10 protein-coding genes, 1 tRNA gene and 1 rRNA gene are annotated in these 15,417 nt (G+C 51.3%); 7 read left to right on the forward strand and 5 right to left on the reverse strand.

All coding sequences use genetic code 11. The annotated features are described in order from the left end of the window. Both rrf and BGK46_RS14925 read left to right on the forward strand, forming a co-directional pair. Window positions 1–94: ribosomal RNA gene (gene rrf / locus BGK46_RS14920) — 5S ribosomal RNA — on the forward strand; the annotation flags it as partial. A 159-nt stretch (window positions 95–253) separates the two neighbouring features. Continuing rightward, window positions 254–330 (forward strand) — tRNA-Asp (locus tag BGK46_RS14925). A 539-nt stretch (window positions 331–869) separates the two neighbouring features. Here the strand turns inward: BGK46_RS14925 and BGK46_RS14930 are convergent. The 3 genes from BGK46_RS14930 to rdgC form a co-directional block, all read right to left on the reverse strand. Beyond that, window positions 870–1,124, reverse strand: a complete 255-nt coding sequence (locus BGK46_RS14930; protein ID WP_069590579.1) for a YfhL family 4Fe-4S dicluster ferredoxin — start codon at window positions 1,122–1,124, stop codon at window positions 870–872. 1 nt (window position 1,125) lies between these two features. Then, on the reverse strand, window positions 1,126–2,472 hold the full coding sequence (gene yegQ, locus BGK46_RS14935; protein WP_069590581.1) for a tRNA 5-hydroxyuridine modification protein YegQ: 1,347 nt from the start codon (window positions 2,470–2,472) through the stop codon (window positions 1,126–1,128). Between the two features lie 160 nt (window positions 2,473–2,632). Then, window positions 2,633–3,541, reverse strand: a complete 909-nt coding sequence (gene rdgC, locus BGK46_RS14940; protein ID WP_175418669.1) for a recombination-associated protein RdgC — start codon at window positions 3,539–3,541, stop codon at window positions 2,633–2,635. Between the two features lie 117 nt (window positions 3,542–3,658). On the opposite strand from rdgC, the gene BGK46_RS14945 reads away from it, so the two are divergent. The 5 genes from BGK46_RS14945 (at window position 3,659) to BGK46_RS14965 (ending at window position 11,801) form a co-directional block, all read left to right on the forward strand. Continuing rightward, complete coding sequence (locus tag BGK46_RS14945; protein WP_069590585.1) at window positions 3,659–4,939, forward strand: exonuclease SbcCD subunit D C-terminal domain-containing protein; 1,281 nt, start codon at window positions 3,659–3,661, stop codon at window positions 4,937–4,939. 3 nt (window positions 4,940–4,942) lie between these two features. Further along, window positions 4,943–8,710 carry an AAA family ATPase gene (locus BGK46_RS14950; protein ID WP_069590587.1) on the forward strand — a complete coding sequence of 1,256 codons (3,768 nt, stop codon included), beginning with the start codon at window positions 4,943–4,945 and terminating at the stop codon, window positions 8,708–8,710. Between the two features lie 107 nt (window positions 8,711–8,817). Then, entirely contained in the window at window positions 8,818–9,507 is a 690-nt protein-coding gene (phoB, locus tag BGK46_RS14955) for a phosphate regulon transcriptional regulator PhoB (protein ID WP_069590589.1), read from the forward strand. A gap of 45 nt (window positions 9,508–9,552) precedes the next feature. Continuing rightward, window positions 9,553–10,848, forward strand: coding sequence for a phosphate regulon sensor histidine kinase PhoR (phoR, locus tag BGK46_RS14960; protein ID WP_069590594.1), 1,296 nt, complete (start codon window positions 9,553–9,555; stop codon window positions 10,846–10,848). Continuing rightward, window positions 10,842–11,801, forward strand: a complete 960-nt coding sequence (locus BGK46_RS14965; protein ID WP_069590596.1) for a PstS family phosphate ABC transporter substrate-binding protein — start codon at window positions 10,842–10,844, stop codon at window positions 11,799–11,801. Before phoR ends, BGK46_RS14965 begins: the two co-directional genes overlap by 7 nt. Here BGK46_RS14965 and ppx read toward each other — a convergent pair. Continuing rightward, window positions 11,798–13,312, reverse strand: coding sequence for an exopolyphosphatase (gene ppx, locus BGK46_RS14970; protein ID WP_069590598.1), 1,515 nt, complete (start codon window positions 13,310–13,312; stop codon window positions 11,798–11,800). The two genes, BGK46_RS14965 and ppx, sit on opposite strands and share 4 nt — an antisense overlap. Beyond that, on the reverse strand, window positions 13,290–15,401 hold the full coding sequence (gene ppk1 / locus BGK46_RS14975; RefSeq protein WP_069590599.1) for a polyphosphate kinase 1: 2,112 nt from the start codon (window positions 15,399–15,401) through the stop codon (window positions 13,290–13,292). Before ppk1 ends, ppx begins: the two co-directional genes overlap by 23 nt. Between the last annotated feature and the right edge of the window lie 16 nt (window positions 15,402–15,417).

Here is a 15,417-nt window from a genome sequence, read left to right on the forward strand (position 1 = left end):
ACCCACCTGACTCCATGCCGAACTCAGTAGTGAAACGAAGCAGCGCCGATGGTAGTGTGGGGTCTCCCCATGTGAGAGTAGGACATCGCCAGGCTTTGATTATAAATTGTGACTGTTGCTTGCGATTTTTGATAGCTGCGATGCTCATGTACTGACGTACACTGCGCGTCTCGCTTCAAAACTCCCGTCACACAGACACAATTTAAGCATCAAAGCAGATATAAGTAAGACTTTGATGAGACAGAATTGGTGCGGAGTGGTAGTTCAGTTGGTTAGAATACCGGCCTGTCACGCCGGGGGTCGCGGGTTCGAGTCCCGTCCACTCCGCCACTACTTAGAAACCCTAGCTGAAAAGCTGGGGTTTTTTGCGTTTAAGCTCCCCTGAGCCTGACGTCTTGGTCGCGGCACTTGCAGTGCGCGTTGACTCCCGTCCACTCCGCCACTACTTAGAAACCCTGCTAATTTTAGCAGGGTTTTTTTGTTATTGGCCAGGTTCGCCCTGCGGGCGAATGAGTCCCGCAGGATGGCCTGCCCGTTGTCCGCAACCCCGGCCCTCCGCCACTATTTAGAAACCCTAGCTGAAAAGCTGGGTTTTTTTGCGTTTAAGGTATCCCTAATTCAAGAGCGTATTCATGTTAGAGAATTGCACGGCGTGAAGTGTTTCGCTCGCCTTTCACTATACGTTTTTACTAACGCATGCTTAGTCGCGGCTTGATGAGTGCATAAACTGCGATATGTGCGAGCCTGAGTGTCTCAATGCAACGTCGTTACTCTAGACTGTCATGCATTATTGCTACGCGCTTAGCAATAGTTCATCGTTGTAGGTTGATATAGACATAAAAAAAGCGCCTTGCGGCGCTTTTAATGGTTTAGGCCATCCCTTGAATGACCACAAACTTTTCTAGGAGTTGCTCCTCGGTCTCAACATTATCAGGGTCGGTGATAATGCATTTGGATATCGGGCAGACTGACTGGCACGTCGGCTTTTCGTAGTGACCTTTACACTCGGTGCATAAATCTGGCTCGATCTCAAAGATCTCTGAACCCATCGAGATAGCCCCGTTGGGACACTCGGGTTCACACATATCGCAGTTTATGCATTTATCCGTGATAAGTAATGCCATACTACTTTCCTGATGGATTACGCGTATCTTGACCAGATTGTAGGTTACGCATCAGTAGTGCGTATTCCAAGTCCATATCTTCTGGCACAGGAATAAACACAAAGTGACCATTACCTTTGGCATCGTCGATAGACTCTGATTTGCGGTTTTCCATGACTTCAAGAGTGAAGTGGACGTTGCCTTTCGGCGTCATGAGCTCAAGGCTATCACCTAAAACAAACTTGTTCTTCACGGCAACTTCCGCTAAATCGCCACGGCGCTTACCGGTAAACTCACCCACAAATTGCTGTTGGTCAGAGACTGAATAGCCGTAATCATAGTTTTGGTAGCTATCGTGTGTATGGCGACGTAAGAAGCCTTCGGTATAACCGCGGTGCGCGAGGTTTTCCAGTGTGCTCATGAGGCTTTCATCGAAAGGCTTACCGGCCACGGCATCATCAATCGCCTGACGATAAACTTGGGCTGTTCGAGCACAGTAGTAGAAGGACTTCGTCCGACCTTCGATTTTCAGCGAATGAACACCCATTTGGGTCAAGCGTTCAACGTGCTGAATAGCACGGAGGTCTTTTGAGTTCATAATGTAAGTGCCGTGCTCATCTTCATAAGCGGCCATTAATTCACCGGGGCGACGGCCTTCTTCAAGCAAAACCACATCGTCGACAGGCTGACCTTCACCCAATGTTGGCGTGACTTCTTGTACTTGTACCACTTGGCCGGCATCGTCTTCTTTGGCTTCGTGAACCTTATAGTCCCAGCGGCACGCATTGGTACAGGTACCTTGGTTAGGGTCGCGCTTGTTGATGTAGCCGGAGAGCAGACAACGACCCGAGTAAGCCATGCACAGTGCGCCGTGCACAAATACTTCAAGCTCCATCTCTGGGCATTGTTTGCGGATCTCTTCGATCTCTTCAAGCGACAGCTCACGTGAAAGGATTACGCGTTCAACGCCTTGCGAATACCAGAACTTCACTGTCGCCCAGTTCACCGCGTTGGCTTGTACTGACAAGTGAATTGCCATATCGGGGAAATGCTCACGCACCATCATGATAAGGCCTGGATCTGACATGATCAGCGCATCAGGACCCATATCGATGATAGGTTGTAAATCGCGGATAAAGGTTTTCAGCTTGGCGTTGTGCGGTTGAATGTTACAGACCACATAGAACTTCTTGCCCTGAGCGTGGGCTTCATCGATCCCGATTTTCAAGTTCTCGTGGTTAAATTCGTTATTACGCACGCGTAAGCTGTAACGCGGTTGTCCGGCGTAAACGGCATCAGCCCCATAGGCGAATGCGTAGCGCATGTTTTTGAGGCTACCGGCGGGTGAGAGTAGTTCTGGAGTAAACATAATTCCTAGCTAAAGTCTGAGTGTAAGTCAGGCACCTTCATAGTGAAGGTGAGTGTGGGCGCTATTTTACTGTGACAGTGCCCACACTACCAGCAGGAATTACCTAGTCTTTGTGTGGATTAAGCCTGTTGCATCAGTATGCAAAGGCTCACTCGGGCGACTAGTCGGTCTGTAAACCGCCGAGGGTCGTGAATAATCCATCAAGTAATACATCGAGCTCACCGCACATCAACGACAAGTCAGCATCCAGTCGGGCTGCGATATCTTCGCGGTCGATATCCGCGTTTTGATCGCGTAACTCTTCTGAAAACTTCAGGCGCTTAAGGCTGAGATCATCGCCCAACACAAAATGGATTTGTTCTTGCCAGTCCATGGCGAGTTTGGTGACTTGTTTGTCGGCATCGAGGTGAGCGTGAATTTCTTCACTGGTGAGATCTTGCTGTTTGCATTTAATCACCCCACCTTCTTCAAGCAGTGCTTTGAGTTCAGCCTCATCACCAAGGTGGAAGCCCTGAGGCGTGCTGCCTTGTTTCACCCATTCTGTCATGGCGTGTTCCACCGGTGTTTGGGTCTCGACGGGCACTACCGGTAAGCTACCGATGGATTTACGGAGTAAGGCAAGTAGCTCTTCGGCTTTCTTAATACTGGCCGCATCGACCAGAACCAGCCCTTTTGCCGGCATGAGAAGGGCGCACATCTGGCTTTGGCGGGTAAAAGCGCGCGGGAGCAACTCCATGACAACATCATCTTTTAGGCTGTCTTTCTCACGTTTTTTCAAACGTTGGCCTTGGGCTTGCTCCATGGCATCAACTTTTTCTTCTAGCGCATCTTTGATCACCGAGGCAGGGAGCAGCTTTTCTTCTTTGCGTGCCCGGATCAAAATATTGCCACCGCTGACATGGGTCAGCATGTCGCCGTGCTTACCCAATGCTTTATCCCAGCCAAACTTCTGCATGTCCTGGCTGCCGCAAGGGGTAAAGTCGAACTCTTTGAGTTGGCTTTCGAGCTGTTCGGGATCGAGAGGAATGTCACGGGTGAGGTGGTAGACGAGTAAGTTCTTAAACCAAATCATGGCGAGGCTTTATCCATCCAGTTGTGAGAAAGCCAACATGGTATTGCATTCATCCTCGAATGTCGCTGCAATTAGCGTAGAATTTTACCCGGCTCGCGACATTGGCGTGTGTCTATGACCTCGTCTTTTTTCAACCAACGGATAACCCCAGCAGTGTTAAAAATCATTCATACCTCAGATTGGCACCTTGGCCACCAATTGCATGGCTATGATCGTCAGCAAGAGCACCAAGCGTTTCTTGATTGGCTACAGCAGCAATTGATAGATGAAGAGGCGGATGCCTTGTTGGTTGCCGGAGACATCTTCGATAGTGCCAATCCGCCTGCCAGCGCTTGGCGTATGCTATACCGCTTCTTAGCGGATGTGGCTAAGGCATTGCCCCAACTGAATGTGATTATTACCGGTGGGAACCATGACTCACCTAGCAAACTCGATGCGCCACACGAGCTACTCAAAGCCTTTGATTTACACTTAATTGGTGCTATCTCACGGCACAGCGATGGTAGTTTAGATACCGAGCGTATGATGGTACCGGTGACGGACAAAGAGGGGCAAACCGCCGCTTGGGTGATGGCAGTGCCTTTTTTACGTAGCAGTGATTTACGCACGGAAGGATTGGGGGAAGACGATGATCGTCTCATCGAAGGGGTGCGACAGATTTATCAGCAAACTGAACAAGCGGCGCGCGCCAAATGCACGGGGAGCCAAGCGCTGATTGCGATGGGGCATGTTTATATGGCGAGTGGGCAGCTATCAGAAATGTCTGAGCGACGCATTCTCGGGGGCAACCAGCATGCGCTGCCGGCTGATATTTTTGCCAAGGATGTTGCCTATGTGGCACTAGGACATTTGCACCTTGCCCAGCGGGTCGCGAAGCAAGAGCGAATTCGCTATTGTGGTTCGCCGATCCCACTGTCTCTTTCAGAGCGACACTATCGTCATCAAGTGCTCGCTGTCACGTTAGAGGGGGAGCAGCTTGCCGATATTCGCTCTCTTGAAGTACCGCGAAAGGTCGACTTACTGCGTGTGCCAGACAAGCCTGCTCCGCTTGATGAAGTGATAGAAGCGCTGCAGGCGCTGACCCTTTCCTCACTATCGCTGGATATGCAGCCGTTATTGGAAGTGCCTGTTCTATTGGATGCCCCGCAACCGATGTTGCGTGAGAAGATCCTCGCGGCGCTAGAGGGGCAGCCTATCCGTTTGGCGAAGATAACGCCGCACTATCGTGACCGCACCCACGAGCGCCAATTTCGTGAGCAGCGCTTGTCTGACGTCGAGCCGTTTCAAGTTTTCCGTCACGGCTGGCAGCAAAAATATCAAGGTGAGCCGGATCCGGCTATCGCAGCGACTTTTTCACATTTGCTTGAACAACTGGAACAGGATGAGGACCAATAAACGATGAAAATTCTGGCATTACGTGGCGAGAACCTGGCCAGTATTCAACACCCGTTTGAGTTGGACTTTTCGAAGGGCCCTTTGGGTGATAGCGGTTTGTTTGCGATCACTGGCAAAACGGGGGCTGGTAAATCCACGTTGTTAGATGCTATCTGTCTTGCGCTATACGACAAAATCCCGCGCTTTCAAGCCAACAAAAAGAACGATGCGGATATTGGTCTCGGCGATCCTGCAACCCGAGTTAAAGCCAACGATGTGCGCAGTATTTTGTCGCGAGGAAAAGGTGAAGGTTACGCAGAAGTCGACTTCTTTGCCCATGACGGCAGTCGCTGGCGTGCCCATTGGTCGGTACGTCGCGCGCGAGGCAAAGCCGATGGTCGGATCCAAGCCAGTGAGCATTGGCTCGAAAACCTCACCACCGGCCAACGTTTTGCAGGAAAGAAACAGGAAGTGCTCAGTGAAATTGAGCGTCTGGTCGGGCTCAGCTACGAGCAGTTTCGTCGTGCGGTGATGCTCCCCCAAGGGGATTTTGCGGCTTTTTTGAAAGCGTCAGCAGATGATCGCGCAGCACTGCTGGAGCGAATGACTGGCACCGAAATTTACAGCCGTTTATCCCAAATGGCCCATGAGCGTGCCCGTGATGAAAAACAAGCACTGGATCAGCTCATGCAACAGCTCGGTGACATTCAGCTCCTGAGCGAAGATGAAGAGCAGCAATTGGTGGATGAACAAGCCCAATGCCAACAGGCGGTCAAACATCATCAACACCAACTCAAAATGCTGAACGACTACCGCCAGCAACATACCCACTTAGCGCAGGCGCAACAAGCACTTGATGACGCGCAAGTGGCACTGGATGAGGCGGAACAAGAAAAAGCGGGTGTGGAAGCGCGCCGAGAGACATTGGCACAGATTGAACGTGCCCAAGCGGCGCGAGAGGATCTCAATGCGCTGCAGCGTTACCAGTGGCAGTCGCTATCCTTGGGGAAAGATCTAGCTGCACTAGCCCGAGATGAACAGGCTGTTGCCGCCGACTATGAGCGACAAGCGGATCGTTGGCGAGAAGCCAATCGCGCATTGACCGATGCCGAGCAAGCGTGGGCTGATATAGAGCCGAAGGTGCGTGAGGCTCAGCAAATCGAGACCCAATTAGCCAGTCTTGATGAGCAAATGCGTGAGCAAAACATCACCCTCAATGAAGAACAGCAAAAATGGCGTCAAGCGCAACAGACCCTTGAACAAACCCGTGCCCATGCACAGCATTTGGTGCATCGTGAAACGATCATTGCTGAGCAACTGGCAGCGTTTGGCGATTTCGGTCACGTGGCTGAGCACTATCAGCCGGTGTTTGACAACCTCAAGCAGTTTCTTGATTGCCAAGATGCGCTAGCCGCACTGAGTGATGAGCATAGACAGCGACAGCAGCAAGCCCAGCAATGGCGCCCTCAGCGCGATAAGCTTGAGCAGGATATTGCGCAAGTGGATGCCAGCAGTGACCAGTTAAAAACAAAACGAGCGGCTGCAGAACCCTATCGCCTGATCGCGGAGCAAGAAGCCGAACAATCGCGCTATAGCCAATTGCAGTCTACCCGTCGTCTACAAGAGGCGGTTTTAAATGAAGCACATAACTGGCAATACTGGGACGAGCGCTGCCAACATAATCAGTTGGAGTTCGAAAAATTTGATGCCATTTTCCGCGATAGCCAAACCCACCTAACGCGTTTGAAAGACACGGTAACGCGCCAACAAGCTCAGGTTGACGAAGCGCGTCACAGTTTGCAGCAAGCGATGGCCGTGATGGAGTTGGAAGACTTGCGTCAGGCGCTTAACGAGGGAGACCCTTGTCCGCTTTGTGGGGCGACTGAGCATCCTTACTTACACCATGCGCCTGTAGTGGAAAGCTTGATTGATCAGCAGCAAACGCGTCTTGCTGAGCTGCAAGCGACACTCAATCAAAGCCAAGCAGAATATTACTACTGGCAAAAGCAACACCAGCAAAGTGAGCATGCATGTGCTGAGTTGCGAGAGCAGGGACAAGTGTGGCAGGCGGAGCGTGATCAATACGAAAAAGGGCTGCGTGTTGCCATCGCTGAATTGGATAGTGACACCGACAGGCAGACGCCACTGCGTGATGTGCTCATCGATATTGAAGCCCGTGCCCAACAGACGCAAGCGGACTATGTGGCCTGTTATCAAGCCATAACCGAACGTCAGCAACAGCTTGCCCATATTCAGCAGATTGATGCGGCACTCAGTGAGTTGCAACAAGCTCGAGAGCAGCTTGTTGCCCGTCGTCACCACTTAGACCAAGCGCTAACCGAATGTGAAACACGCCTTAGCGCCATTGACGAACAATGGCACCAGCAACAAGCTCAGCGTGATAGTCGCTGCGAAGCACTCGATAAACAGCTAGGCAAAGGCCAATGGCAGGCCAGCTTACAACAAGTTGGCTCCGCACGTTACATTCGGCAAATGGAACAAAAAATCCAGCAATACCGCGCTTTGCAAGCGGAGCGTGAGGGGATGGCGGAAGAAAAGCAGCGTACCGACACCGAGCTTGCCACGCTCACACAGCAGTGTCAGAGCTTGTCAGATGCCATTCAGTCACGTCAGACGCAGTTGGTGAACTTGGCCCAACAACATCAGCAGCGTATGGCGGCGCGACAAGCGCTGGTGGGGGATCAGGATCTTGCGAGCTTAGAAACTGAGTACAAATCACGCATAGACGCGCAGCGCCAGCGTCGAGCTGAGGCGGAAAAGGCGTATACGCAAGCCAGTGAACAACGCGCCGGCTTGCAAGCCCGTCAGCAAACTTTGCAGCAGCAACGGCAAGATGCTAATCAGCACTATCGTACCGCCGTTAGGCGTTGGATCCAGTGGCAACCTGCGCTGGGAATGAGTCAGTATACTTTGATGGCGCATTTATCATTGAGCGAGGCTTGGCGGGCGGATGAACGCCAAGCTTTAAACCAGATTGAGGCGCGCTATCAGGAAGCAAAAACACGCTTTGAAGAACGTGAACAGCAGCTAAATCATTGTCATCAGGCCATTGCGACCGCCAAAGCGTGGTTTGATGAACAAGCGCTGACAGATGACGAGACAGTCTTGGAGACGCAGCAAGCCGAGTGGCAACACGCACAAGAGCAGGCTGAGCAGCGTGTGTTCGATATTCGGCATCGGCTGACGCAAGCCGAGCAGGCACGTCAGCAAGCGGGGAGTTTAACGGACAAAATTGATACCCAGCGCAGCAAAACGGAACAATGGCTAAAACTGGCCGACTTAATTGGCTCGGCCAGCGGTGCCAAATTTCGTAACCTTGCCCAATCACTCACACTCGCCCAGCTGGTGGAGATTGCCAACGAGCACCTTGCTTCGCTCTCCCCTCGCTACGCGCTGCAAACCGTACCCGACAGTTTGTTAGCATTGCAGGTGGTGGATCATGATATGGGAGATGAAGTGCGCAGCGTGGAATCCCTCTCTGGAGGAGAGAGTTTCTTGGTTTCTTTGTCGCTGGCACTGGCGCTCGCCTCATTAGCGGCAGATACCCGTCAGTTAGGATCGCTGTTTATCGATGAAGGCTTTGGCACCTTGGACCCTGACAGCTTAGAGATGGCGCTGTCGTGTCTCGATACCCTGCAGGCGGATGGACGCCAAATTGGTGTGATCTCTCATGTGAGTACGTTGGTCGAGCGGATTGGCGCCCAAGTTCGCGTAGACAGTCAGGGCGGAGGTGCAAGTCGCGTGCTGGTCACACAGCAAGGTGTTGGCTAGGTCACAGCATGCACAAAGGGTGGGGAATTTGCTCGCGCTGGGTCACAAAAATGTCATAATAAATCCACATAATGGCGCCAGTTAAATGATAACACTAGGTAATTATCATGGTTAGAAGGATTCTAGTTGTTGAGGACGAAGCGCCGATCCGAGAGATGCTGTGCTTTGTGCTGGAGCAAAAAGGCTACCAAACGGTAGAGGCCGAAGACTACGACTCGGCGCTGGCGCAAATTTGCGAGCCTTATCCGGAAATGATCCTCATGGATTGGATGTTACCGGGCGGATCGGGGATTAACTTGATCAAGCACCTTAAGCGCGATGAACTGACCCGACAAATTCCTGTAGTGATGCTGACCGCGCGTGGGGAAGAGGAAGATAAAGTCCGAGGCCTAGAAGTTGGCGCGGATGATTACATTACCAAACCTTTTTCACCGAAAGAGCTCATGGCACGCTTAAAAGCGGTGATGCGTCGCGTATCACCGACCACACTGGACGATGTGATTGATGTACAAGGCCTCAAGTTAGACCCTGTCTCGCACCGTGTGACAGCCAATGATGAACCGCTCGATATGGGGCCAACCGAATTTAAAATGTTGCACTTTTTTATGACGCACCAAGAGCGTGTCTACAGCCGTGAGCAGCTTTTGAATAACGTTTGGGGTACCAATGTGTATGTTGAAGATCGTACCGTTGATGTGCATATCCGGCGTTTGCGCAAAGCGCTTGAAGCGGGCGGCCATGATAAGTTAGTGCAAACCGTACGTGGCGCAGGATATCGCTTCTCGACACGCAACTAAAAAGATAGAAAGCGCTCCACATACGTTGGGGTGGATGGAGAGTAAATGGTCGAACGACTGTCTTGGAAGAAGCTAGCTTGGGAGCTGGCTTTTTTTTATTTGCCTTGGTTTATTATTGGCTGGCTGTTCGGTGGCCTGCCTTGGTTGCTATTGGGTGCAACGGTTGCCATGTTGCTTTGGCATCTGCATCAACAAATCAAACTGTCCGACTGGCTATGGAAAGATAAAAGCCTGACCCCGCCTTCAGGCACAGGCTCTTGGGAGCCATTGTTTAATGGCATTTATCGGCTTCAAAAACGTAATCGCCGCCGTCGCAAAGAGTTAGCAAACCTGATCCGTCGTTTCCGCAACGGGGCCGAATCCTTGCCCGATGCGGTGGTAGTCTTTGAAAGTGATGGCTCGATTGTGTGGTGTAACAAGCTGGCACAAGAACTCCTTGGCTTGCGAATGCCAGATGATAATGGCCAACATATCAGTAATCTTATTCGAGCGCCTGAGTTTGTCAGCTACATCGCCGAGGCAAATTACGATATACCGTTAGAAATGCGCTCCCACATCAACAGTGCGCGTACCTTAGAATTTCGTACCATGCCCTATGCCGAGGGAGAGTTCTTGATGGTGGTGCGTGATATCACCCAACTCAAACAGCTGGAAGGAATGCGACGCAACTTCTTCGCCAATGTCTCACATGAACTGCGTACGCCAATGACGGTGTTGCGCGGATATCTTGAGATGACAGAAGATCCTGACATGGTGATAGGACCAATGTGGCCGAAAGCGCATGGTGTTATGACTGAACAGCTATCGCGCATGGAATCACTGGTTGAGCAGCTCCTGACGTTATCCAAAATTGAGGCGGCCGCAAAACCAGAATTAGATCACGATGTTGATGTGCCAGCCATGCTGGATGTTTTGCAAAAAGAGGCGCAAACCTTGAGTGGTGATCGTGAGCATGTGCTGACGTTTGATGTTGATAAGAGCCTAAAAGTAAAAGGCAATGACGACCAACTCCGCAGCGCGATTTCCAATTTAGTCTATAACGCGGTGAAGCATACCCCAGCGCAGGCGGCGATTTCCGTCAAATGGTATCGCACAGACAAAGGTCCGCGTTTAGAGGTCACGGATAGTGGCGAAGGCATTCCTCCGCAACACCTCGATCGCTTAACCGAACGCTTTTATCGTGTCGATAAGGCGCGCTCTCGTGAAACCGGTGGCAGTGGTCTGGGTTTGGCAATCGTCAAGCACGCCCTGAGCCATCATGATGCGGAGCTCGAGATCCAAAGTGAGGTAGGGATGGGCAGTACCTTTGCATTTACGCTGCCGGAGCGATTGACATGTTAAGGTGGGGCATACTCTGTGTCAGCCTGCTTTGGACTGCACTAGCCCAGAGCCATACGACCCAGTCAATGCTGCCGGAATATCAGCGTATCAGCGGGGTTTCGGGGAACCTAAACTCCGTAGGTTCGGATACCCTAGGCAACATGATGGCGGCGTGGTCCGACGGGTTTAAGCGTTTGTACCCGGGCGTAAATGTCCAGCTGCAAACCCCCGGCTCTGCCTCGGCGGCCCCCGCTCTGGTGGAAGGTACAGCACAACTTGGCCCAATGAGCCGTCCGATGCGGGTCAGTGAAGAAAATGCGTTCCAAGCTCGATTCGGTTATCCACCCACCGCTGTGCCGGTGGCGATTGATGCCATGGCGGTTTATGTCCACCAAGATAACCCGCTACAGAGAATTAACTTCAATCAGCTAGATGCTATCTTTTCGCGAACGCTCTGGTGTGGGGCGAGTGAGCCTATTACCCGCTGGGGGCAGTTAGGGCTTACGGGGCGTTGGCAACATCGCGATCTACAATTGTTTGGGCGTAACTCGGTATCCGGCACCTATGGCTACTTTAAACAGGCGGCATTGTGTCGAGGCGACTTTCGTGCTAACGTCAACGAGCAACCGGGATCGGCATCTGTGGTGCAGTCCGTAGCCTCTTCATTAAATGCGATCGGATACGCGGGGATGGGTCACCAAGCGTCGGGGGCGAAAATGCTCGCCGTCGGTCATCCCGGCAAGCCCGCTGTTCTGCCGACTCAGCAGTCAATTCGCGACGGTGAGTACCCACTAACACGGTATTTATACCTCTATATCAATAAATCACCCAACGCGCCCCTAGCTCCGCTTGAGGCCGCGTTTATGGGGTATATCCTCTCTGCTCAAGGGCAAAAGGAAGTAAGCCGAGAAGGATATATTCCCCTCCCGGCGCAGGTGGTGCATGCGCAGCGCCACGCACTTGGATTGGATTAGTCGCTAAAACAAAGCGACCAGCCGGCCGCTTGCCAGTAGTCTTGCTCTGCGGTCAGGTCGGCCGCAAGTAAGCGATTATCACCCAGCCAGCCTTTGGGAAACTGCAGCTGCCAACCGCCGTTTTTATCGATAGTCACCGTAATCTCGGGGAGAGCTTCGTCATTGCGCTGTGAGTGCAACACACAGGCGAGCCGCAGTGCGCAGATGAGCGTTTCGATCAGTTTGGGTTTAAACAAGGTGAATTTGGGCATTTCTCCCAGCTTTAACGCTTTACGATGAAAGCGCGCGAGGGTTGCCAAGACGGTTTGTTGCTCTTGGTTAAACCCGGGTAGGTTAGTATTGCTGAGAATATACGCCGAATGTTTGTGATAGCCCGGATATCCAATGCTTAACCCCACTTCGTGCAATAAAGCGGCCCAATTGAGTAAGCCAGCCAATTCCGTTTTTTTACTGCCTTGTTCGGGCTCGGCTTGTGCATAGAAGTGGGCGGCTGTCTGTTGCACCCGCCGAGCATGATCAAGGTCGACATTGTAGCGTGCAGCCATATCATCTGTGGTTCGGCCACGGATGTCGGTGCGTTGGAAGCGCTCTTCCATCTCATACAGCAAGCCTTCACGCAGAGCACCATCTGAGAAGCGCAATTCATCAATTTTGAGCGCGTCGAGAACACCGGATAAAATCGCCACCCCAGCGGCAAAGACAGGCTGCCTGTCTTCGGTCAATCCCGGTAAATCGATGCTGTCACTGTGTTTGAACTTTAATAGCTTTTCAATCACATTATCCAAGCGCTTGCGCGTGATAATGCCATCCTCATCGCCCAACCCAATCACCACCTCTCGAATGGCTTTAATGGTGCCCGATGCGCCTAACGCGACTTGCCATCCTGCTTTGCGATATTGACTCGCCAGACTTTCCAATTTTTGTTGGGTAGCCGTTTGGGCTGCGAGAAACTGCTTTTCACTCAGCGCGCCTTGTGGGAAAAAGCGTTCGTTATAGCTGACACATCCCATGCGTTTGCTATTAACGAGCAGGGGCTGAAAGTCTTCACCAATCACAAGCTCGGTTGAGCCACCACCGATATCAATCACTAAACGGCGACCCAGATTTTGCTGGGTGTGAGAGACCCCCAGATAAATCAGGCGTGCTTCTTCTTCACCCGCAATAATTTCAATCGGGTAAGGGAAGACTTGATTCGCCCGTTCAATAAATTCATGTGCGTTTTTGGCTTGGCGTAACGTATGAGTTGCTGCGATCCGTACGTTGTCTATCTCAATGCCATTAAGGCGTTCGGCAAACATGGCTAAACAGTCAACACCACGTTGTATCGCTTCGTCGCTTAGGCGCTGCTTTTTATCCAGCCCTGCGGCTAATCGCACCCGCTGCTTGTGGCGACTGATAATTTGTAGGCCTTGCCCGACCACGCGGGCAACCACCATATGAAAGCTATTAGAGCCAAGATCTACGGCCGCAATCTCTCGCGGCTTATCATTACTTGCTTGGGGGAGTGTCATGCTGCAACTTTTCCGCGTGTTTGAGTTCTTGTCTCTCCAACTGCTTGAGAAAATCGTAAGTCTCGATTTGCGATCGAATTTTTTTCTTGTTCCCTCGTTTAACATAGGTATTCGACATCTCCTTGTCGATGATACGCGCCTTGGTCCGATCGGAAAATTGGATCTCGAGGATGTCCATGATGCGATCTTTTAAGCGCGGATCGCGGATGGGTGCCCCGACTTCGATACGGTTATCAATATTGCGGGTCATCCAGTCGGCGGAAGAGATATAGACATCACGCTCACCGCCATTTTCAAACGCAAATACACGTGGGTGTTCTAAAAACCGATCGACGATACTGATTGCCTTGATATTTTGACTCACGCCTTTTACGCCCGGCACTAAAGAGCACATACCGCGTACAATCATGCGGATTTTTACCCCTTCGCTACTGGCTCGGTAAAGCAGGTTTACCAAGCTTTTATCGACAAGGTTGTTCACTTTTAAGGTGATCCCGGCCTTACGCTTGGCTTTCGCGTGTTCGATTTCGCGCTCAATCAGCTTTTGAATGCGGCGTCGAGAGTTACGTGGTGACACGATCAAATGATTGAACTTGACCGGACGATAAGGGTTTTCGATAAACTCGAAGACCTTACGAATTTCAGACGTGATCTGCTGATCGGCGGTAAAAAGTGCAAAGTCGGTATAAATACGGGCCGTTTTTTCGTGGAAGTTACCGGTGCCAATGTGGCCATAATCACGTAATTCGCCGTTTTCTCGGCGTGAAATCAGGCAAAGCTTGGAGTGAATTTTAAGCCCTGGGGTACCAAATACGACCTTGACGCCAGCATCGGTGAGCACGCGCGACCATTCGATATTGGCTTCTTCATCGAAACGGGCTTGTAGCTCGACTACCACGGTCACACGCTTGCCGTTATTGGCTGCATCAATCATGGAGTTAATGATCCGCGAGTTCTTTGCCACCCGGTACACGTTAATGCGAATGCTGCGCACGGACGGATCAAAAGAAGCCTGACGGACCAGCTCTGTCATATGACGGAAGGTGTGGTACGGATAGTAAAGCAGGATGTCGCGCTCACGAATGGCATCGAAAGCATTGTTATGTAATTGAAAATCGGCCGATTCGAATGGCGGCAGTGGCGGGTTTTCCAGATATTTTCGCCCGACATTAGGAAAGCCGATAAAGTCGCGAAAATTATGATAACGCGCACCGGGTAGGACGCTGTCATAATCAGAAATTTTCAGCACTTGGATGAGTTTACTCACCATTTCCGGCGGCATATCCCGTTGGTAGACAAAGCGCACCGGGAGAGCGGTGAGGCGTTGGTCCAAGCTTTCCGACATATTTTCGAGCAGGCTGTGCTCCACCTCATTGGTGAGATCGTACTCTGCATCTCGGGTCATTTTCATGGCATAAGCATCGACCGTGTCGTAGTCGAAGAAACCGCTGAAAATTTGGTCGAGACATAAGCGAATGATGTTGTCGAGCAAGATGATGGTTTTGCGCTGTCGTTTCCCCTTGGGCTCAGGGACTTTAATAAAACGGTCAAGATCATCTGTTGGGATCTCAATCAACGCATACTTGGGCTCTTCCCCTTCTTTTTTAAGCTGTACGGCGAGGTACGAGTAGGCATCTTTCAGAAAGCTCAATACATCGACGTCTTTGGTCAGCATAATCGGCGTAATGTAGGGCAGAATATTGCTGCGAAAATAGCGCTTTAGCCATTGAGATTGATTATCGGTAAGCTGACGTTCGTTGACCAGAAAGATATTGCGGCGCGCCATCTCCAGCAAGATATCGTTGTAGAGGTGGTCGAAATCTTGGTTTAGCTTGACGACTTTCGCTTGAATTTTACTTAAAAGTTCTTTGGCATGACTGTCGACCCCACGCTCTTCGTCAATGATGATACGGCGTTTAACGTCCGCGAAACGCACTTGATAAAACTCATCAAGGTTGGAGGAGAAAATCCCCAAAAAACGAACACGTTCGATAATGGGGACGCTCTTATCGGCGGCTTCTTGGAGGACGCGTTCGTTAAAAGATAGCCAACTTAATTCTTTGTCGACGTGGTAAGTATCTAATGTCATAAAGCGTGAGAAAATC

Source organism: Salinivibrio sp. SS2, assembly GCF_001722075.1.
In the GTDB taxonomy this organism is placed as follows: domain Bacteria; phylum Pseudomonadota; class Gammaproteobacteria; order Enterobacterales; family Vibrionaceae; genus Salinivibrio; species Salinivibrio proteolyticus.

What these genes read in the sequence shown, in the direction of transcription:
- BGK46_RS14930 (WP_069590579.1), bottom strand. Translation starts at nt 1,124, where the DNA reads ATGGCATTACTTATCACGGATAAATGCATAAACTGCGATATGTGTGAA.
- yegQ (WP_069590581.1), bottom strand. Translation starts at nt 2,472, where the DNA reads ATGTTTACTCCAGAACTACTCTCACCCGCCGGTAGCCTCAAAAACATG.
- BGK46_RS14945 (WP_069590585.1), top strand. Translation starts at nt 3,659, where the DNA reads ATGACCTCGTCTTTTTTCAACCAACGGATAACCCCAGCAGTGTTAAAA.
- BGK46_RS14950 (WP_069590587.1), top strand. Translation starts at nt 4,943, where the DNA reads ATGAAAATTCTGGCATTACGTGGCGAGAACCTGGCCAGTATTCAACAC.
- phoB (WP_069590589.1), top strand. Translation starts at nt 8,818, where the DNA reads ATGGTTAGAAGGATTCTAGTTGTTGAGGACGAAGCGCCGATCCGAGAG.
- phoR (WP_069590594.1), top strand. Translation starts at nt 9,553, where the DNA reads ATGGTCGAACGACTGTCTTGGAAGAAGCTAGCTTGGGAGCTGGCTTTT.
- BGK46_RS14965 (WP_069590596.1), top strand. Translation starts at nt 10,842, where the DNA reads ATGTTAAGGTGGGGCATACTCTGTGTCAGCCTGCTTTGGACTGCACTA.
- ppx (WP_069590598.1), bottom strand. Translation starts at nt 13,312, where the DNA reads ATGACACTCCCCCAAGCAAGTAATGATAAGCCGCGAGAGATTGCGGCC.
- ppk1 (WP_069590599.1), bottom strand. Translation starts at nt 15,401, where the DNA reads ATGACATTAGATACTTACCACGTCGACAAAGAATTAAGTTGGCTATCT.